Origin of the sequence: Xanthomonas cannabis (assembly GCF_040616535.1) — a bacterium.
Lineage (GTDB): Bacteria > Pseudomonadota > Gammaproteobacteria > Xanthomonadales > Xanthomonadaceae > Xanthomonas > Xanthomonas cannabis.
Window position 1 is genome coordinate 4,696,061 of record NZ_CP136580.1, and the last position, 19,623, is coordinate 4,715,683.

Below are 19,623 nucleotides of genomic sequence, written 5' to 3' on the forward strand. Positions count from 1 at the left end.
TGCAGATGGTGTCGCCGTGCACTGTTGTCAGCGCTTGCCGCGCGTCTGCGCCGTGCCTGGCTTGGCGCCGCGCGTTTTGGCCGGTGACGGTTTAGCCACCGCGCGCGTCGAGGTCTTCTTGCCGGCGCCACGCGCTGGCTGCCCGGTCGATGCGGCTGTTGCACGTGGCTTGGCGGTGACGGTTTTCACTGCCGCCGATGCGGCGGCGACCTTCCTGGGTGTGGCGTTGGATGCGCTTGTGGCCACCGTCGCCTTGGCCAGCGTTTTTGAAGACCGAGTGGTCCTGCCCACAGTGGACGTGGATGCAGCTCCTGACGACACCGCCGACACGCCCGCTGTACGTTTGCCAGCTGCCGGCCTGGCGGCATCAGCCGAATTGCGCGAAGGCGATTTCTTCGTCTGCTTTGCTTGAGGCTGCGCCGCAGCGCGCGTGGAAGATGCAGTCCTGGCCTTCTTGCTCTGCGTGTTGGTCGTCGCGACTGCCGGCTTGCGCTTACCTGTCTGCGTTTTCTGCGCTGCGGGCGGGGTCCCCGCCGCCGCAGGCGATGCCGTGTGCATTGGGGCGCCGTCAATTGCCATGCCATCTGCGCTTGCAGTGCCCTGCACTCCTGCAGATTCACCCGAAGCCTCGGTCGAAGGCGCAGCATCAGTGGTGTCGGCAACTGCCGGCTCATCGCCACGCGACCGCTCCGGCAACTTCAAGCGCTGCGCCTGCTCGTCGTATTCGATCAACAACACGCCCGAGTTGTGGCGGCCGCTGATTTCCACAAAGCAGGCGCCGCCAATGAAAGGCTCCAGTGTCATCACCGACTTCAACGGCGTGGCCACCACCATCTGGAAGCCGAAGTTCTCGAAGATGTTCATCGCCAGCGCGGTGAACTCGTTGTCGGCCTTGTCGAAGGCTTCGTCCAGCACCACCGCGCAGTAGCGCGGCAGTTCGCCGTCTTCGCCGCCGAGCTGGTAACGCAGCGCCGCTGCAAGACAGGTGGTGGCAAGCTTCTGGCGCTGGCCACCGGATTTGCCGGCGCCGCTGCGGTAGATCTCTACCTGCGCGCGCGTTTGCGCATCCAGTTCCACACCGATGAATTCCACATGCAGGCGCACATCCAGCACCTGTTCGCGCCAGCGGCGTGCCTCCGGTTCCTGCGCGCCCAGGCGCGCGACCAGGGCGCGCAAGGTGGAAAACTGCGCCTCGGCCAGGGCGCGGTCTTCGGTCTGTTGATGCGACAGCACCGCACGCAACTGCTGCTGGAATTCCTGCACCTCGGCCAGGCGGCGGTCGCTGACTTCGATGGTCAAGATGGTGTCGCGATTGAACGGCACCTGCTCCAGGCTGGCGTTGACCTCGTCCATGCGCTGCTTGATGCCCTTGTGGGCTTCGGCAGTGTGGCGCTGCAAGGCCAGCAGGTTGTTCTTGCTCTGGGTCTGCAACAGGTCGAAGAAGCGATGCTCGTGCCGCGGCAGGCCATCGCTTTCCAGCCGGTCCAGGCGCGCAAGAAAATCGTCGGCGCTGGCCAGACTCACGGTGAAGTCGCCGCTGTCTTCGGGCCACTGCTGGCAATACTTGCGGAAGCATTCCAGCAATTGCGCGCTGAGCCGGCTGTCGCGGCCCTGGCTGTCGGCCAGCTGCTCGGCCAGGCCACGCTCGACCACGCGGAAATGCGCTTCCAGGTTGTCCAGCGACAGCGGCGTCAAGGCAGCGAGCCGTTCCCGCAGGCCCTGCAACTGCGTAGGTGTGAGCGTGGCGGTGCCGGCGCGGCCCGCACACGCAGCGTGCTGCTGTTCGAGACGCACGCGCTCGCGCGCCAGTTGCGCACGTTCCAGCCGCACATCGTCGTAGGTGCGCTTGGCCTGGTCGCGCAAGGTGCGTGCGGTGTCGATGGCCTGGCCGAGCGCGCGCAAGCCGCTGTTGCCTTCGCGCAGCTGCACCAGCTGCTCGTCGATATCGCTCAGGCGTTGCAGTTTGGGACCGACGTCGATCTCGTCCCAGTCGCGCTCCACCAGGGTGTGCGCGGCCAGCTGTCGTTCCTGATCCTGCTCGCGTTGCTTGCGCAGCGCTGCGACATCTGCATCGCAGCTGGCGATGCGCTGGGCCAGCGCCTGCGCTTCGCGCTCGAACACCTTGAGCTTGTCGCGGTTGTCGTGACCGAGCAGCCACCGCTTGCGGTCGTTGACCGCGTGGCGGTCGTCCTTTTCGTAGCGATCGCCGGGATGCTTGACCTGCCCTTCGCGGGTGATGGCGCGGTCGGCGTTGCGCAACGCGGTTGCGTTGTCCACGCAGGCATAGTCGAAGCGACGGGTCAGCTCGTTGCGCAGCCATTCGGTGAAGGCGTGCTCGCGCAATTGCAGCTTGCCGGGCAGTGCATCGGGATCGACCCGCCGCGAGTGCAATTCGTCGTTACGACGCACACGGAAGTAGACCAGGCGCGTGCCGATATGGGTGCGGTTGACCCATTCGCTGACCTGCGCGTAATGCCGCTCGTCTACCAGCAGCGACTGCGCAAAGCCGTGCAGCACGCGCTCGATCGCACCGCGCCAGGCGACCTGGTCTTCGCGCACCTGCACCAGCTCGCCAACGAACGGTAGCGCGGCCTCGGCAATGCCGGTGTCTTCGCATAGCCGCGCGCGCAGGGCCTGCATCGGTGCAGGCATGCTCGACGGCGCCTTCTTCAGTGCATCCAGCTCGGCGCGGATCTCGGCAAAGCGGCGTTCATCGTCGCGGCGTGCGCCCATGCGCTCGGCAATGGCGTCATCCAGCGCGCTGGCGTCGTGCTTGCCGTTATCCAGCACGGTCTGCGCATGCGCGATCTGGGCGGCAAAGCCGCTGGCGCCTGCCGCCAGGGCGGTGCCAAGCTGGCGGCAGGCCTGCTCGATCTGCGCACGGCGGCGCAGGCGTTCGTCGCGCTCGCGTTCCACACGCGCACGCTCGCGTTCCAGTTCTTCGATCTGCTCACCGCCGGCGGCGCGCTGCTCGCGCTCCAGCCCGGCCAGTTTCTGCTCGTGGTTATCCAGCGACTCGCGGCGCTGGCCCTCTTCGCCGGCCAGTCCACGGTCCTGGTTGTCCAGTTCCTGCAACCGCTCATCCAGCAAGGCCAGCCGCTGCTGCTCGCGGTAGCTGTCCACGCCCAACTGCAGCTCGCGCAACTCGCCCACGCTGTGGCGCAATGCCATCAACGCCGCATGGTGCTCGCGTGCCGGCGTCAGCGTTTCCACCTGGCGGCGTGCGGTCACCACCGCATGGTGCGCGCCATCGAGTTCGGCAAAATCCTCCACCAACCGATCGGCGGCTTCGAAGGTGCGCGGCTCGTCCAGCATGAAGCCACGCAGGAAGGCATTGAGATCGCCCAGATTCTTGGCCGACTGGGTCTTGTGCAACAGCCGCAACGCCATCTCGTTGTTGATGCCCAGCGCATGCCGGAAACGTTCGGCATAGCCGGCGAATCCGTCGAAGTGGGCGACCTCCTCACCCAGCCGCGCCTTGAGCCTGCGCAGGTCCAGATCGAAGCCGTCCAGCTCGGTGGCCACATCGAAGCTGCGCGGCGCCACCATGTAGTGGCGGCGGACGTCGGCAGCCGCATTGCCACTGCCGGCGATCCAGAACAAGCGGATCAGGCTCACCGCCTCGCCATGCGCGTTGCAGTATTCCAGCACCAGCGCGGTCCAGGTGGCGCCCTTGCGCAGGTATTGGGTGGCGATTTCGCCCGACGCGCTGTCCTGCTGGTCGGCCCAGGCGCCGCGTACATACGACACCAGGCTGCGATCGCGCCCGCTGCGTTCGGCCTCGCGTGCGGCGGCGTTGAAGTCGACGATGCTCGGTGGCGTCAGCAAGGCCGACATCGCATCCAGCAGGGTCGATTTGCCGGAGCCGGAACGGCCGACGAACAGAAAGCCCTTTTCCGCGATCGGCACTTCGGTCAAGCCGTTGAACGTTCCCCAGTTGTGCACCTGCAAGCGCCGCATGCGGAACTGCTGCGCCCGCTGTTCGGCAAGCGAATCGGCGAACAAGGAAGCGCCCGGCTGCGCCGGTGACAGGTTGGACTGGGAATTCATGGCTCACTCACCAAAACGGATGACGGGTCACGCTGAAGACGAATCACATCACGACTGTTTGAAGCGGGGTGTTGCTGGACAAGCATGTACTGCGGTGGCTGACGGTAATCGGGTACGTCCCTTCGCGGCCTGGGCCGCTCCTACGCGGCGCGGTGATCTGGATGGACACGGATGAGTGACGAGAGCGGGTGCTGACCGATGCGCGGGAAGCTGATGGCTCAGTACCGCCCATGAAGAAAGTCACTTGCGCTTGACGGGGCGTGAGAGCTGACTTTCATCGCGCAATGCATGACGCACGGCTACACACACTCGCTAGACATCACATCCAGGCATTGCGATCGGCCGTCCCCTCATCCGCCCTTCGGGCACCTTCTCCCGGTGGGAGAAGGGATGGCGATCCGGGGTGCAGACGCCATCACTCCAACGCAACCTCCCCCTCTCGCAGCTCCCGATACGCCACCACCAGGGCCTGCACGTCCTCGGCCGAGAACAACAGCTTCAACACCGGCGAGACTTCGTAACGCTCCTCGCTGCCGCGCAGGCGCGACAGCAACTGGTTGTCGCGCATCTTGCCGATGGCCGTCATCACCCGTCGCGCAAACCCTGCGCGGTCGGTGGACACGTTCTTCTCGTACACCGACAACGCCTCCACTAGCTGCGCCTCGTCCACCACCGCACGCGCGCCGCGGGTATCGGCTTCGGCCAGTTGCTGGCGCAGGAACAGCAGCAACACCGATTCGATAAAGGTCAGCGGCGCGCTGCGCAGCAAGGTGGGCGATTCCAGCTCGGCGGTGTCGGCCTGACGGGTGAAGGCCACCCCGCCCTCGCGGTCGAGCACCAGCTCCAGAAACAGCTCGCACAACAGCTGACGGATCGCCGCCTCGTTGCGCAACAGCGCCGGCCACAACGCGCCGTGGCGTTGCGCATCGATGCTGGGCCCTGCCAGCAACTGGCACAGCGCGCGGCGCGCGTCGAACGGCAACGTGCCGGTGTCGCCCAGAAACAGCTCGCCGCGCGGTTGCGCGCTCGAGGCATCCGTCATCGGCGGGCGGCCGTCATTGGCCGGGGCACCGGTGTCCTCGTCGGCGTCCAGGCGCGTGTCCTCAGACCAGTTCATTGCGTTTCTCCCGGGTGAACCACACCAAGGGAATGCGCGCGCGACGCGTGGCGCCGTCGCTGCCTTCCCATTGCACCGTTTCCATTTGTCCCTCGATCACCAGGCCGTGGCGCGTGCCCAGCGACAGGTAACCGATGACGCTGCCCAACCCTTGCACGGCCGGGCGGTGTTGCAACGCATCGCCGATGGTGAGCCGCGGGCGCTGGCCCAGCAATTCATGCAGATCGCGGCGCAGGCTACGCACATCGATTTCCGATTGCGCGACCAGGTCGCCCACGCTGTCCAGCGAGATCTCGGCGGCATCGGCGGCTTGCACACGCCCATCCACCTGGGTGAGCCGCGGGTCGTGCAGCCGCCATTGCGACAACGAACGCAGGCGGCTGCTGCTGAGCGCCTGGGTATACCCGGTGGCGGTGGTGGCATGCAGGCTGTCGCGCAATTGCAGGGCTTCGCCCTGCGCCTGCTTGAGCAATTGATTGAGCCGGCGCTGTTCCAGATAGCCGCGGCTCTGCACGAAACCGCGCAGGCTGCGCGCGAAGTGCTGCATCACCGTATGCACCTCGCCGCCGCGCTCCAGCAGCGTGCCGGTGAGCCCGCGCAGGAAGGCGCGTTCGCGGCGGTCGAGCTTGCGCGCGAAGCCGCGTGCGAGCAGCGCATCCAGCGCCTGATCGAGCTGGCTACTCTGCTGGGTGTCGTTGAGCAGGCTCCAGAACGCCTCGAAGGTGCGCCCGGCCTCGCTGTCGGCGATCACATCCACGCCGTTGAACAATTGTTCGAGCACATCGCCGCGCGCGCCTTCGTCGTCGATGATGCGCTCGCGGAACTGACGGTTGAGCTGCTCGAAATCATCGCGCACGCGATGGAAATCTTCGGCCAGCTCGTCGGAGAGATGGATCAGGTCGCGGGCGCGTTCCAGCGCGCGCTTGCCATCCAGTGCCGCCACGCGGCCCGACGCCACGCGTTCAATTTCGGCATCGATGCGCGCACGTTCGTCGCGCAGGGCAGCCAGGCGCAACTCCGGATCGGCCTCGGTCTGGCCGGCCAGCTGCACCAGTTGCTGGATCACCAGCGACAGGCGGCTTTCGGTAGCGCTGCTGCTGCTTTCGCGCAGACCGACGATGAAGCGGATGGCCTGGGTGGCCGCACGCGACAACTCGTATTCTTCTTCGGCTGCACCTTCGGGCAGGCGACGCTCCAGCCAGCCCTGTGCCAGCCAATGCGCCAGATAGGCCTGCGCGGTACGCGGCAATTCGCGCGACAGCTCGTCGGCGCGCAAGGCATCGAGCTGGCGCTGCAACCGCTCGTGCAGCACGGCCGAGGGCAGGCGCCGTTCGCCATCCATCAACACGGTCTGCAGCAGGCCGATCAGTTCGGGGGCGTGGTCGGCGGCGAGCAGTTTCCATACCGGCTGCTCGCGCAGTTGCCGATACCCGGCGATACGTGCCTGGTGCTTCATGCGCGCTGCGGCTGCCTCAACGCTTGCCGCCCACTTCGATGAACTGCAGGAATTCGGCGCGGGTGCGGGCGTCTTCGCGGAAGCTGCCCAGCATCTTGGAAGTGACCATGCTGACGCCGCGCTTGTGGATGCCGCGGGTGGTCATGCACTCGTGCGCGCCTTCCACCACCACGCCCACGCCGCGCGGTTGCAGCACGTCCTGGATGCACTGGGCGATCTGCGCGGTCATCTTCTCCTGCACCTGGAACCGGCGCGCGTAGCTTTCCACCACGCGGGCCAGCTTGCTGATGCCGACCACCTTGCCGCGCGGCAGGTAGCCCACGTGCACCTTGCCGATGATCGGCGCCATGTGGTGCTCGCAATGGCTTTCATAGGAGATGTCGCGCAGCACGATCAGCTCGTCGTAGCCGGCCACTTCCTCGAAGGTGCGTTCCAGGTAGGCACGCGGTTCTTCGCGGTAGCCGCTGAACCAGTCGCCATAGGCTTCGGCCACCCGGCGCGGGGTGTCCAGCAGGCCTTCTCGGGAGGGGTCTTCGCCGGCCCAGCGCAGCAGGGTGCGCACGGCCTCTTCGGCCTGGGCCTGGGTGACGGAGGAATCGGGCTGGTCGGACTGGCTCATGCGCAGGTGCACCCAAAGGGGGCGAGCATGGTACCCGAGGACGGGGCGACGGCCCCAGCACCGGTTGCGGCCGCTGCCGCGGGTTCAGTGACTATTGATTCATTGTTGAATTGATAGCATCCTAACTATTATGACGATCAGCACTGCATCCCCGCGCGCCCAGCTCAGTTCCGGCCTGTTGGTCGCCGCCCGCCAATGGCAACGGCTGGCCGACCAGGCCTTCGAGAGCTTCGGGCTGTCCAGTGCATGCACCGGCCCATTGCTGATGATCGGCCGCTCCGGCGGCGGCATCCGTCAGGTGGCGCTGGCCCAGCAGCTGGGCATGGAAGGCCCCTCGCTAGTGCGGCTTCTGGACAAGCTGGCCGCCCAGGACCTGGTCCGGCGCGAAGCCGACAGCAGCGACCGCCGTGCCAACCAGCTCTGGCTCACCGCTGCGGGCCAGGCACTGGCCGGGCAGATCGAGGTGCGCCTGGACGCGTTGCGCGCCGAGGTCTTCGGTGCGCTCAGCGAGGCGCAGGTGCAGACCGTGCTGACGCTGTGGGAGCAGATCGCCCAGGCGCATGCGCGGCTGGGGCAGTCCGACTAGCGCACGGCGGTATGCGCTTGCAGTTGGCCGGCACGCCAGGTGGTGCCGGGCAGCGTTGTTCCCTTTCCAGGTAGGCCCGATGTACGGCGAGTTCAGTCTCTACGGTGTGTTCGTTCCCACCCTGCTGGCGTTGATGACGCTGGCGTATCTGCTCAACAGCGCGATCGGCGCGCTGCTGACCCGCGCGGGCGCGTACCGCCACATCTGGCACCCGGCGCTGTTCAACCTGGCGCTGTACATCGCGCTGCTGGGCGGCCTGTTTTCTCTCATGCGGTGGATGCAAACGTGAAAAAGCTGATCAAGACTGCCGGGCCGGCGCTGCTGACCCTGGCAATGGTGGTGGTGGCTGCGTTGGTGCTGCAGCACCTGTGGCGCTATTACATGGACGCGCCGTGGACGCGCGATGCGCACGTGGGTGCCGACGTGGTGCAGGTGGCGCCGGATGTGTCCGGGCTGGTGGAATCGGTCGCTGTGGCCGACAACCAACCGGTCAGGCGCGGGCAGTTGCTGTTCGTGGTGGACCGCGCGCGCTATGCGATCGCGCTGGAACAGGCGCGCGCCGCGCTGGCCGAGCGCCAGGCCACGCTGAGCCAGTTGCGCCGCGAGATCGCGCGCGACCGCAGCCTGCAGGACCTGGTCGCCGCCGAAGATGCGGAAGTGCGCCGTTCCAATGTGCAGAAGGCGCAGGCCGCGGTGGCCACCGCACAATCGGCAGTGGACCTGGCCCAGCTCAACCTGGACCGCACCCAGGTGCGCAGCCCGGCCGATGGCCATGTCAGCGACCGCACCGTGCGCGTGGGCGATTACGTCAGCGCCGGGCGGCCGGTAGTGGCGGTGCTGGATACCGGCTCGTTCCGCATCGATGGCTATTTCGAAGAAACCCGCCTGCAGGGCGTGCACCCCGGCCAGCGCGTGGACGTGCACCTGATGGGTGAGCCGGTCACGCTGCATGGGCATGTGCAGAGCATCGCCGCCGGCATCGAAGACCGCTACCGCAGCGGCAGCGCCGGTGCGCTGCCCAATGTCACCCCTGCGTTCGACTGGGTGCGGCTGGCGCAGCGCATCCCGGTGCGCATCGTGCTGGATCGGGTGCCGGCGCATGTGCAGCTGATCGCCGGGCGCACTGCCACGGTGAGCATTCTGCCCGACACAGCCACAGCCAATGCGACCCCGGCCGCCGCGCCTGCCCGCGTGCAGGCCAAGGCGGCGCCATGAAACGCGCCGTGTTTCGCCATCTCGGTCTGGCGGCCGCGCTGACTGCAGTGAGTGCCTGCAGCACGGTCGGCCCCAACTACGCGCTGCCGGACAATGCGGCCTACCAGCGGCCGGCGGCCAATGCCGCCTTTGTCGACACCGGCAACGACCAGGTGCAGCCCGGCGCCGCGCTGCCGGCGCGCTGGTGGGCGCTGTACCAGGACCCGATGCTCGATGCCCTGGTCGAACAGGCCCTGCGCGACAACGTCGAGCTGAAGGTGGCCGGCGCCAACCTGCGCCGCGCCGCCGCGGTGTACGAACAGGCGCTGGATGCCGGTGGTTTCGATTACGAGGTGGACGCCGGCGTCAGCCGCGCGCAGGTCTCGGCCGAGGCGTTCCTGCAGCAGGAAAAGCTGCCGGTGTTCAACCTGGCCGATGGCAAGTTTGGGGTGTCGTATCAGTTCGATCTGTTCGGCAAGCTGCAGCGCGGTGCCGAGGCCGCGCACGCCGATACGCAGGTGGCCCAGGCGGCGATCGATCTGGCGCGCGTCAACGTGGCCGCGCAGGTGGCCGGCAGTTATGTGGAGATCTGCCACGCCAACCACGAGCTGCACGTGGCCGAGCATTCGCTGCAGTTGCAGCAGCGCAGCCGCCAGATCACCCAGCGCCTGATCGCTGCCGGCCGCGGCACACCGCCGGATCTGGCACGTGCCACCGCGCAGGTGGCGATGCTGGAAGCTGCGCTGCCGCCATTGCGCGCGCGCCGCCAGGCCGCCGGCTACCAATTGGCCGCACTGCTGGGCAAGACACCGAGCGAGGTGCCGGCCGGCGTGGACAGCTGCGACCACGCGCCCGCCCTGCAACGGCCCATCCCGATCGGCGATGGCCGCGCGTTGCTGGCGCGTCGCCCGGATGTGCGCCAGGCCGAGCGCCGGCTCGCCGCCGCCACCGCACGCATCGGCGTGGCCACTGCCGCGTTGTATCCGGACATCCGCCTGGGCGGTTCGATCGGCGCCACCGGCCTGCTGGCCGACATCGGCGAGCCGGCCACGCAGGCGTGGTCGTTCGGCCCGCTGATTTCCTGGACGCTGCCTTCCAGCGGTGCGCGTGCACGGGTGCGCGCCACCGAAGCCGGCGCCGATGCCGCATTGGCGCAATTCGACACCACCGTGCTGCAGGCCTTGCGCGAAGTGCAGACCGCGCTGTCGCGCTACGCGCAGGATCTGGACCGCCTGCACCTGCTGGAACAGGCGCAGCAGCAGGCAGAACTCGCCTCGTCGCAGAACCGTCGCCTGTATCAGGGCGGGCGCACGCCGTATCTGTCCAGCCTGGATGCCGAGCGCACCCTGGCCACCGCCGACATGACGCTGGCCAATGCGCAGGCGCAGGTCTCGCAGGATCAATTGCAGCTGTTCCTGGCGCTGGGTGGCGGGTGGGACGCCGCTGCCACGACGGCCGCACGATGACTGCCCTGCTGCGCGACCGCCAGGCCTGGCTGTTTTCGGCCAGGACGTTCGCTGCCTCGATTGCGGCGTTGTACGTCGCACTGGCCGGCAACCTGTCGCGGCCGTACTGGGCGATGGCCACGGTCTATATCGTCTCGCAGCCGCTGCTCGGCCCCACCCGCGCCAAGGGCGTGTACCGCGTGCTCGGCACGCTGCTGGCCGGCGCGGCAACCTTGGTGATGCTGCCGAATCTGGTGGAAACGCCCTTGCTGCTGAGCGCGGCGATGGCGTTGTGGCTCTCGGCTTGCCTGTTCCTGGCGCTGCTCAATCGCGGCCCGCGCGGTTATGCGTTTTTGCTGGCCGGCTACACCACCGCCTTTATCGGTTTCCCGGCGGTCACCGCACCGGAAGGCATCTTCGACACCGTGGTGGCGCGCAGCGAAGAGATCGTGTTGGGCACGGTGATGGCGGTGCTGTTTGCCGCGCTGGTGTTCCCTGCGTCGGTGCGGCCGATGCTCACCGCACGCATCGGCAACTGGATGCAGGACGCGGCGCAGTGGTGCCGGCAGGTGCTGCAGCGCGGCCCCGCACACGCCCCGCGCAACCGCCTGGCGGCCGACCTGGTGCAGTTCGAGGCCTTGATCGCCTTCGTGCGCCACGACGACCCGCGCCATGCCGGTGCCGCCCCCGCGCTGGAGCAGCTGCGCGCACGCATGCTGATGCTGCTGCCGGTGCTGTCCTCGATCACCGACCGGCTGGATGCGCTGCACGGCGACGCCACCGCCCGGCCTGAGCTGGCCGCGCTTCTGCGCGATGTTGTGGCCTGGGTGGATCCCGGCGACGGCGCCACGGCCGATGCCGTCGACATCGATACCTTGCGCGCCCGCATCGCCGCGCTGCGCCCCACGGTGGATCAGCACATCGCGCATCTGCTGCTGGCCAGCCTGTTGCTGCGCCTGGAAGAACTGCTCGACCTCTGGCAGGACTGCCGCGCGCTGGAGCAGGCCCTGGTACAAGGCACGGCGCCCGCAGCGCTGCGGGCAATGCCGAATGCGGCAAGACCGGCGACCGGGATACCGGCCGCAACGGCCGCCTCACCCGAGCGGGCCGCCGCGGTGCGGAGCGCAACCGGATCAGCTTGGCGCGTGCGCACCTCGTCGCAGCGCCCGGCGGGTTCACGCAGCGACGCTGCGACGGCTGCCTCGGCCGGACCGGTCGCAGGCGCGCCGCCCGAACCCGGCACACCTCCGCACACGCGCACCTCGCTGCTGCAACGCCTGCGCGGATTACGCAGCGACACCGCCGATGTGCCTGCACGCGGCGGCACCACGCGCCACATCGATTTCGGCATGGTCGCGTTTTCCGCCGCCAGTGCCGGCTTCGCGTTGATGGCGTATTGCGTGCTGTGGATCGGCATCGGCTGGGAGGGCGGCGGCAACGGCGCCATGATGGCGGCGGTGACGGCCGCGTTCTTCGCCGCGCAGGACGACCCCGCGCCCAGCATGCTGTCGTTCCTGACCTGGGCGGTGGTGGCCAGCGTAGTGGCCGGTATCTACCTGTTCGGCATCTTTCCGGCCATCCACGATTTCCCGATGCTGGTGCTGCTGCTGGCGGTGGTGTTCCTGCCCTTGGGCGCGCTGCTGCACCGCCCTGCCAGCATGCTGATCGCGCTGCCGCTGGTGGTGAACCTCACCGCCCTGCTCAGCCTGCAGAACACCTACAACGCCAATATCCAGAGCTTCGTCAACGCCGCGGTGGCCATGGTGCTCGGTATTGGTTTTGCCGTGGTGCTGACGCGGCTGTTCCGCTCGGTCGGCGCCGAATGGAGCGCACGCCGGCTGGTGCGCCAGGGCTGGCGCACGCTGGCCGCTGCGGCAGAGGGCCATGGCACGCAGGACCGGCAGCACTTTGCCGCCCGCATGCTGGACCTGCTCGGCCTGCTCGCACCGCGGCTGGCACTGACCCCGGAAGGCAGCGACCTGGCCTCGGTGGATATGCTCAACGAAGTGCGCGTGGGCTTGAACATCCTGCAACTGCGCAACGCGCGGCATGGGTTGCCGCAGCCGAGCATTGATGCAGTGGACGCGATTCTGGCCGAGGTTGCGGCGCATTACCGGCAGCAGGTGGCGCACAAGCGGCCGTTGCCGGGGCCCAACTCTTTGCGTGATCGTCTGGATGTATCGCTGACGCGTGTGGACAAGGTGCCAGCGGGCACGTATCGCGATGAAGCGCTATTGGGGTTGATTGGGCTGCGTTACAGCCTGTTTGCAGAGACAGTACAGCGACGCGAAGACATCAAGCACAAGCCGTCTGCTTTAGCCCCTCTCCCCTCGGGGCGATAAGGCACTGCTTGCGCGCCACTGGCGCGCGTGCCTTGGAGCGCCCGCGCCGCCAGCCCGGGCCGGGGCGCGGAGCGGGGGTTGGGGTGAGGGTACGGGGCAAAGCCTCGTGCGTATTCAATGTCACCAGGCTTCGCTCGTACCCTCATCCGCCCCTTCGGGGCACCTTCTCCCGACGGGAGAAGGGCGATGCCTCAGCGCTTGCGCTGATGCATCGCCGCTTCGTCGTCCAGCCAGTTGCTGCCCTTGTTGGTCAGGAAGAACATGTAGACCACCAGCGACACCGCGATCACCGCTGTTGCGTAGATCACGAATTCGCTCACATGGTTGGTCTTCAACGAGGCCTGGTACAGCAACGGCGCGGTGCCGCCGAACGCGGAATTGGCCAGTGCATAGCCCAGGCCAACGCCCAGCGCGCGCACATGGGTGGGGAACAATTCCGCCTTCACCACCGCATTGATCGAGGTGTAGCCGGTCAGGATCACAAAGCCCACGGTAAGGATCGCAAACGCGGTCAGCCAGTCGGTCTGCTTGGGCAGTTCCAGCACCAGGAACCAGGTATAAAGCACGCCGCCGATGCCGAAGAACACTAGCAGGGTCTTGCGCCCCACGATGTCCGACAACCAGCCGCCCACCGGCTGCATCAGCATCAACACCGTCAGTGCCACCAGGTTGATGATGGTGCCGGCCATCACGTCGCCACCGGCGAACGCGGTCTGGATCATCTTCGGGCCGGTTACCGAATAGGTGTAGAACGCGATCGTGCCGCCGGCGGTGATCAGGAAGCACAACAGCAGCGGACGCCACTGATTGACGAACAGCTCGCGCATCGAACCGGAGGCCCTGGCCTTGCCGGTACGCGAATCGGCGATGGATTCGGAGCTCAACGACTCGTCCATGGTCCGGCGCAGCCAGAACACCACCAGCGCACCGATACCGCCCAGGCCGAATGCCACGCGCCAGCCCCACGCCGACACCTGCGACGCATCGAAGAAATGCAGCATCACCAGCAAGGTGGCCTGCGCCAGCACATGCCCACCGACCAGGGTGACGTAATGGAACGAGGACAGGAACCCGCGCCTGCCCGGAATGGCCGCTTCGGACATATAGGTTGCGCTGGTGCCGTACTCGCCACCGGTGGCAAAGCCCTGCAGCAGGCGCGCCAGCAGCAAAATGATCGGCGCGGCGATGCCGATCGTGGACACGGTCGGCGTGATTGCGATGACGAACGAGCACACCGCCATCAACGACACCGAAATTGTCAGCGCCAAACGGCGGCCGTAACGGTCGGCGAAACGGCCGAAGTACCACGCACCGATCGGGCGCATCAAGAACGTCATCGCAAAGATCGCCCACACGAACATGGTGGCGTTCTTGTCTTCCTTGGAAAAGAACTGCGATTCGAAATACGTGGCAAATACCGAGTAGACGTAGACGTCGTACCACTCGACCAGATTGCCGGCCGATCCCTTGAGCGTATTGGACACCGAGCGGCGAAGGCTACCGGGTGCTGCGCCAGAACCGGCGGCGATCGGAGACGATGGGGGTGCGCTCATGCGGTGGATTCTCTTGGGTGGGACAGCCCCGAAGTATAGGTGCGTGCTTGTGTGACGCATGTAAGCATTTCGGCGCATATACAGCGGCACAGTGCACGCCGGGCCGATCGCTTCAGTCCGCTTTTGGGGTCGGCGCCGCAAGCGATTTGCTGTACATCCCGGAGCGATCGAAGCAGCACGCACGCCGCTTGCCGGCCGCGAGCATGTCGCAGGCGGTGGCGACGCGCCTGACCCGCGTGTCGGCCTTCTTGCCCGAGACGATCCAGAAGATCCAGTCGCGCCGCGCCACTGCGGTGATGTCATCCCAGGTCGCACGCGCGGCCGGATGCGCGGCCAGTGCGGCGTGCAGATCGTCCGGCACGACCGGCTCGGGTTCCACGTCCACCGGCGCGATCTCCAGTGCCACCGCCTGCCCGGCCGCAACGCCCGCCGCCTGCTGCAGCGCGCGATCAACCCTGAGCCAATGCCCACCCTGCCCGTCCGGCTGCAGGGTCGCCTGCAAGCGCTGCCCGGCCAGGGTGCCCGCCACCGTCACCATGCTGCGCGTGGGCAGCCTGTCGCTGGCCGCCGTAGGCAGCACCAGAAACAGCCAGGACGCACCGGCAGGCGCCGCAGGTGCCAGCAACGTCGCCTTGCAGCAGATGGTGGCAACGGCGTTGACCATGCTGCGGACCATAGCACCGCAAGATCGCCACACGCAGCGCTGCAGAACCGACCACATGCAGCGCGACGCGGCAGCCTTGTCGAGGTCGCATGTCGTGCAGGTGCGTGCCTTGCCCCTACGATTGAGTGCGACACAGCGGTCCCAACGCGCCGCGTTTTACGCCGGCGCGATGCGCTTGGTCTTCCTCATCCATGCCGCGCCCTTCACACCCCCCATGCCGTCCGCCTTGCCAGAATGCCGGCCGCTTGTGGCCGCAATGGCAGGGGAACCGGAGTTGGATGCATGACATGGATCATCGTGGCCACGGTCGTCATCACGTTGGTGATGGGGCTGCTGGCGCTCAACTTCGCCACGCCTGAGAAAAAGCTCCAGCACATTCCCGGCCATTGCTATGACGTGTCCGACCCGCAGTTCAAGCGCGAGATGTCGGTGTTGCTGGGGCCGGCGATCCTGCCCGGCAACAAGATCGATGTGCTGCAGAACGGGCGCGAGATCTTTCCGGCGATGCTGGCCGCCATCCGCGGCGCGCAGCACACCATCACCTTCGAGACCTATATCTATTGGTCGGGCGAAATCGGTCGCGAGTTCAGCGAGGCGCTGTCCGCGCGCGCGCGCGCCGGGGTCAAGGTGCGCGTCACCATCGACTGGGGCGGCAGCTTGAAGATGGACCCGTCGCTGGTGGAGGAGATGACCGAGGCCGGCGTGGAAGTGCATCGCTACCGTCCGCTGACCTGGTACAACCTGCATCGCGTCAACAACCGCACGCATCGCAAATTGCTGGTGATCGACGGCCGTCTCGGCTTCACCGGTGGCGTGGGCGTCGCCGACCAGTGGATGGGCGATGCGCAGGACCCGGACCACTGGCGCGACTCGCACTACCGGATCGAAGGGCCGGTGGTGGCGCAGGTGCAGGCGGCCTTCAACGACAACTGGATCAAGAGCACCGGCCGCGTGCTCAACGGCGCCGAGTATTACCCTGAGCTGGCACCGGCCGGCGACAGCGATGCGCAGCTGTTCGTGGCCTCGCCCGCCGGCGGCAGCGAGAGCATGCACCTGATGTACCTGATCGCCATTGCCGCGGCGCGCACGTCCATCGATCTGGCTGCAGCGTATTTCGTGCCGGATGCGTTGATCACCCGCTCGCTGCTGGAAGCGCGCAGCCGCGGCGTCAACATCCGCGTGCTGCTGCCCGGCAAGCATATCGATGCGATCTCGGTGCGGCTGGCCTCCAAGGCCAGCTGGGAGCCGCTGCTGCAGGCCGGCATCGCCATCCACGAATACACGCCCACCATGCTGCACACCAAGCTGCTGATCATCGACGGCCTGCTGGTGTCGGTGGGCTCCACCAACTTCGACATCCGCTCGTTCCGCCTCAACGACGAGGCCAGTCTGAACGTCTACGACCGCACCCTGGCCGCGCGCATGACCGAGGTGTTCGAGGCCGACCTGCAACGCGCCGAGCGCTACACGCTGGAGCGGTGGCGCGCACGCCCACTGCGACAGAAGCTGGGCGAGAAGCTGGTATTCCCGTTCCGCTCGCAGGTGTAGTGCGCACGGCGTCCGCCGTCAGCAACACCGCCTCACAGCGGCGCGGTAGTTCCGGCCTGCAGACGCAGCTGGCGCAGGCGCCACCACACCCCGCCCACGTGGACCAGCGAATACAGCACCAGCGCCGCGGCGATGCCCAGGGTCAGCGCGCTGGCCTGCGAACCGGCCACCGTCACGCCCTGGCTGAAGGCGCCCGAGGCCCAACGCCAGGCCAGCCGGCCCAGCAACACCAGCATCAACGCAGCGCCGATCCAGGGGTTGGGCGTATACCAGCCGCGCCCGTCCACCCACTCGGCATGCGTATAGCGCAGCGACAGCGCACCCAGCCCCATGCCCACCAACGTGCCCACGGCAATGCCGGCCCGCACCTGCGGCAAGCCGTAGACCGCATACGCCAGCGCCGCGGCCGCGACGATCAGCACCACGCTGCGCACTGCCGTGCTCGCCGGCTTCCACTGCTGGCGGCCGAAGCTGCGCCGGATGCGCCAGTAGTAGAGGTAGCCAATGGCGGCCATCGAGAGATACGGCGTCAGCGGTGCGATGGCAGCGGCGGGCATGGCGGTTCCTTTGCGGGTGGGTTGAAGCGACCGACGCAGAATGAAACCAGCCACCGGCGCGAACAAGGTGCCAAGTGTCACTTTCTGCAGGCGGCGGCGTGGCGGCCCGTCGCCGGCAAGCCGCCGTCTGGCAGGGCTGTGCGCACGTAGGACCACCGCAGCGGGTGCGTTCCCGCCCCGGCCGGTGAACACCGCAAACGCGCGCCGGCGGTTGCCACACGCGAACGGGAGCGGCACAGGTAGACTTGCGCGCAGTGTTCCCCCACCGCAGTGCCATGTCCGCCATCAAGCAAGACGCCCACACGCTGATCGACACGCTGCCCGACACGGCCGGCTGGGACGACGTGGTTCGCGCCGTGGGCGATGCCAGCTTCCAGGCTGCGGTGCAGGACGGCATTGCCGCCGCAGAGCAGGGCGCGTTTGCCGCACCGGCGCAGGTCGGCGCACTGTTCGCCAGGTGGGGCGTTGATGTTACGGCGTGACTGGACCGTCCCGGCCGCCAAGCAGCTTGCCCACGCCCAGGATCACTACCACGCGCTCAACCCGGCCGCGGCCGCCGCCATGGGCCGGCAGGTGCTGGAAGCCACCCGCACGCTGGCCGAGCAGCCCGGCCGTGGCCGTGCCGGCCGGGTGCCTGGCACTCGCGAGTGGGTGGTCAGGCAAACCCCGTACGTGCTGGTCTACCGCGTGCGCGACGACGCGCTGCAACTGCTGCATGTCCACCTCGACGCCAGCGACTGGCTGCCGCGCACCGAGCCGCTGATCGAACGCATCGAGCCGTGGATCGCCGCGCTGATCAGCGCGCTGCTGCACGTGCTGATGCTGCTGATCCTGCTGTCGGCCTCCACCCCCACCGTCACTCCGCCGCAGGGCTCGCCCAGCGGTGGCCGCACCAAGGTGGACTTTGTCGGCGACACCAGCCAGCCGCAGCAACCCACGCCCTCGCCGACTCCCACGCCGCCCTCGCAGACCCCGGCCCCGGTGCAGCCGCCGCCGGCCGCCTCGCCGGTGCAGTCCACCCTGGTCCAGAACGCCAGGAACCCGGTGCCGCCGGCGGGCAACACCCGCCGTGGCGGCCTGACCGAGCAGCGCCAGACCCGCCCCGTGCAGCGCCCCACCCCGCCGCAACCGCCGGCCGAACCGTCGTCGCCGCCGCAGCGTCGCCCCGAGACCTGGACCGGGCGCCCACCGGGCATGCTCGACGAACCCGCCGACGCCGCCGAAGACGGCACCGCCTACACGCCCACCATCAGCGAGGGCCGCCGCCGCGACCGCAACAACGCCCAGCCCAGCCTGGATATCGGCGGCTTCCAGGTCTATTACGACGTGCGCAGCGAAACCCAGCTGCGGGTGTGGAAGGAACAGGGCATGCAGGAAATCGCCATCATCCTGCCGGGCACCCAGCAGCGCATGGTCTGCCCGCTGGAGGTCGCCCTCAAACGCGGCTCCAGCAAATGCCGCCTGCTGCCACCGGACTCGCCGGAGCTGAAGACCATCGGCGACGCCCGCGAGGTCATCAACATGATGGAGGTCTACAAGCAGGGCGAACCGGTGTGGCGCGGGCCGGGGCCGTATCGGTGAGGGGTGGGGTGGGGCCAGGTTGGGCCCGGATTCCACTTACCTGCTAATGCGGGAATGACTGCATTCGATACCGGGCGTGCTGACGTTGCCTGAGTGCTTGCACTTCTCTAAAGTGCAAGCAACCTGATGTCACCGGGAGGGCCATATGCCTTCTTTCACCGTCCGCAATATCCCAGACGACGTGCATCGCGCGATCCGCGCGCGGGCTGCACTCCACGGCCGCAGTACTGAAGCAGAAATCCGCGCGATCCTTGAATCGGCGGCCAAACCCGCTGACCGGGTCAAGCTCGGTTCCCTGCTGGTAGAGATCGGTCGCGATGCCGGCTTGACTGCCAGGGAAGCCGACGCCTTCGACAAATTGCGCGACAAGGCCGCGATCAAGCCGATCCATCTGAAGTGATCCTGCTCGACACTAACGTCGTCTCAGCGCTTTGGCGGCCCAAGCCCAATCCGTCCGTCCTCGCCTGGATCGATGCGCAGGCCATTGAGACACTGTTCCTGTCGGTCGTGACGGTGGCTGAACTCCGTTTCGGTATTGCCGTGATGCCCAAGGGCCGAAAGCGATCCACCTTGCATGCTCGGTTGGTGGGCGAGGTATTGCCACTGTTCGACGGGCGCCTGCTCGCATTCGATCTGGATGCATCACACGCATTTGCGGCGCTTGCATCGAAAGCCAGAACCGCAGGACTCACACTCGGGCGCGCCGATGCCTACATCGCTGCAACGGCAGCCGCGCAAGGATTGGCCGTTGCCACTCGCGACACTGCCCCGTTTGAGGCAATGGCGTTGGAGGTCATTCACCCGTGGAATTGAGCTGGAGCGCGCGGTGATAAACCGGCATTTCGGCGCCGATTTCTGACGCACTGTTTTGAAAGCAGCAACCGAACGAGCCGAAGATGTCTTCAGCCCGT

Annotated in this window: 17 protein-coding genes; 10 read left to right on the top strand and 7 right to left on the bottom strand. The window is 67.3% G+C overall.

What is annotated here, in order from left to right:
• Positions 1 to 27: 27 nt before the first annotated feature.
• From RZV17_RS19845 to folE, 4 genes are all read right to left on the bottom strand, one after another.
• The gene (locus RZV17_RS19845; RefSeq protein ID WP_355605969.1) at positions 28 to 4,050 is read right to left on the bottom strand and encodes an SbcC/MukB-like Walker B domain-containing protein; all 4,023 of its coding nucleotides are present in this window, start codon (positions 4,048 to 4,050) and stop codon (positions 28 to 30) included.
• Between the two features lie 415 nt (positions 4,051 to 4,465).
• Positions 4,466 to 5,167: a DUF4194 domain-containing protein gene (locus RZV17_RS19850; RefSeq protein WP_355605972.1), complete on the bottom strand. Its 702-nt coding sequence runs from the start codon at positions 5,165 to 5,167 to the stop codon at positions 4,466 to 4,468.
• Positions 5,154 to 6,623, bottom strand: a complete 1,470-nt coding sequence (locus tag RZV17_RS19855; RefSeq protein WP_179456088.1) for a DUF3375 domain-containing protein — start codon at positions 6,621 to 6,623, stop codon at positions 5,154 to 5,156. The genes RZV17_RS19850 and RZV17_RS19855 overlap by 14 nt, the downstream gene beginning before the upstream one ends.
• A 16-nt stretch (positions 6,624 to 6,639) precedes the next feature.
• Positions 6,640 to 7,242 carry a GTP cyclohydrolase I FolE gene (gene folE, locus RZV17_RS19860; protein WP_047692703.1) on the bottom strand — a complete coding sequence of 201 codons (603 nt, stop codon included), beginning with the start codon at positions 7,240 to 7,242 and terminating at the stop codon, positions 6,640 to 6,642.
• A 130-nt stretch (positions 7,243 to 7,372) separates the two neighbouring features.
• Between folE and RZV17_RS19865 the strand changes: the two genes are divergently transcribed.
• The 5 genes from RZV17_RS19865 to RZV17_RS19885 all read left to right on the top strand — a co-directional run bounded on the left by RZV17_RS19865 (position 7,373) and on the right by RZV17_RS19885 (position 12,809).
• Positions 7,373 to 7,828: a MarR family winged helix-turn-helix transcriptional regulator gene (locus RZV17_RS19865; protein ID WP_039413771.1), complete on the top strand. Its 456-nt coding sequence runs from the start codon at positions 7,373 to 7,375 to the stop codon at positions 7,826 to 7,828.
• A 79-nt stretch (positions 7,829 to 7,907) separates the two neighbouring features.
• Positions 7,908 to 8,117, top strand: coding sequence for a DUF1656 domain-containing protein (locus tag RZV17_RS19870; RefSeq protein WP_047692707.1), 210 nt, complete (start codon positions 7,908 to 7,910; stop codon positions 8,115 to 8,117).
• Positions 8,114 to 9,043, top strand: coding sequence for an efflux RND transporter periplasmic adaptor subunit (locus RZV17_RS19875; RefSeq protein WP_047692709.1), 930 nt, complete (start codon positions 8,114 to 8,116; stop codon positions 9,041 to 9,043). Before RZV17_RS19870 ends, RZV17_RS19875 begins: the two co-directional genes overlap by 4 nt.
• Positions 9,040 to 10,488, top strand: coding sequence for an efflux transporter outer membrane subunit (locus RZV17_RS19880; RefSeq protein ID WP_355605976.1), 1,449 nt, complete (start codon positions 9,040 to 9,042; stop codon positions 10,486 to 10,488). Before RZV17_RS19875 ends, RZV17_RS19880 begins: the two co-directional genes overlap by 4 nt.
• Positions 10,485 to 12,809, top strand: coding sequence for an FUSC family protein (locus RZV17_RS19885; protein ID WP_355605979.1), 2,325 nt, complete (start codon positions 10,485 to 10,487; stop codon positions 12,807 to 12,809). The genes RZV17_RS19880 and RZV17_RS19885 overlap by 4 nt, the downstream gene beginning before the upstream one ends.
• 191 nt (positions 12,810 to 13,000) lie before the next feature.
• Here RZV17_RS19885 and RZV17_RS19890 read toward each other — a convergent pair whose 3' ends face one another.
• Together RZV17_RS19890 and RZV17_RS19895 are read right to left on the bottom strand one after the other, a co-directional pair.
• Complete coding sequence (locus tag RZV17_RS19890) at positions 13,001 to 14,362, bottom strand: MFS transporter (protein WP_184368271.1); 1,362 nt, start codon at positions 14,360 to 14,362, stop codon at positions 13,001 to 13,003.
• Between the two features lie 112 nt (positions 14,363 to 14,474).
• Positions 14,475 to 15,026 carry a YdeI/OmpD-associated family protein gene (locus RZV17_RS19895; protein ID WP_184368274.1) on the bottom strand — a complete coding sequence of 184 codons (552 nt, stop codon included), beginning with the start codon at positions 15,024 to 15,026 and terminating at the stop codon, positions 14,475 to 14,477.
• 282 nt (positions 15,027 to 15,308) lie between these two features.
• Here RZV17_RS19895 and RZV17_RS19900 point away from each other — a divergent pair, with 282 nt between their 5' ends.
• Positions 15,309 to 16,574, top strand: a complete 1,266-nt coding sequence (locus RZV17_RS19900; protein ID WP_047695578.1) for a phosphatidylserine/phosphatidylglycerophosphate/cardiolipin synthase family protein — start codon at positions 15,309 to 15,311, stop codon at positions 16,572 to 16,574.
• Positions 16,575 to 16,606: 32 nt separating this feature from the next.
• On the opposite strand, the gene RZV17_RS19905 is transcribed toward RZV17_RS19900, so the two are convergent.
• Entirely contained in the window at positions 16,607 to 17,131 is a 525-nt protein-coding gene (locus RZV17_RS19905) for a hypothetical protein (protein WP_355605984.1), read from the bottom strand.
• A gap of 275 nt (positions 17,132 to 17,406) precedes the next feature.
• On the opposite strand from RZV17_RS19905, the gene RZV17_RS19910 reads away from it, so the two are divergent.
• The 4 genes from RZV17_RS19910 (at position 17,407) to RZV17_RS19925 (ending at position 19,525) form a co-directional block, all read left to right on the top strand.
• Positions 17,407 to 17,613 carry a hypothetical protein gene (locus tag RZV17_RS19910; RefSeq protein WP_166744656.1) on the top strand — a complete coding sequence of 69 codons (207 nt, stop codon included), beginning with the start codon at positions 17,407 to 17,409 and terminating at the stop codon, positions 17,611 to 17,613.
• Entirely contained in the window at positions 17,600 to 18,712 is a 1,113-nt protein-coding gene (locus tag RZV17_RS19915) for a type II toxin-antitoxin system RelE/ParE family toxin (protein ID WP_039564723.1), read from the top strand. Before RZV17_RS19910 ends, RZV17_RS19915 begins: the two co-directional genes overlap by 14 nt.
• A gap of 145 nt (positions 18,713 to 18,857) precedes the next feature.
• A complete protein-coding gene (locus tag RZV17_RS19920) occupies positions 18,858 to 19,112 on the top strand; it encodes an Arc family DNA-binding protein (RefSeq protein WP_179456104.1) in 255 nt (84 codons plus the stop codon).
• On the top strand, positions 19,109 to 19,525 hold the full coding sequence (locus RZV17_RS19925) for a type II toxin-antitoxin system VapC family toxin (protein WP_355605988.1): 417 nt from the start codon (positions 19,109 to 19,111) through the stop codon (positions 19,523 to 19,525). The genes RZV17_RS19920 and RZV17_RS19925 overlap by 4 nt, the downstream gene beginning before the upstream one ends.
• The last annotated feature ends 98 nt before the right edge of the window (positions 19,526 to 19,623 follow it).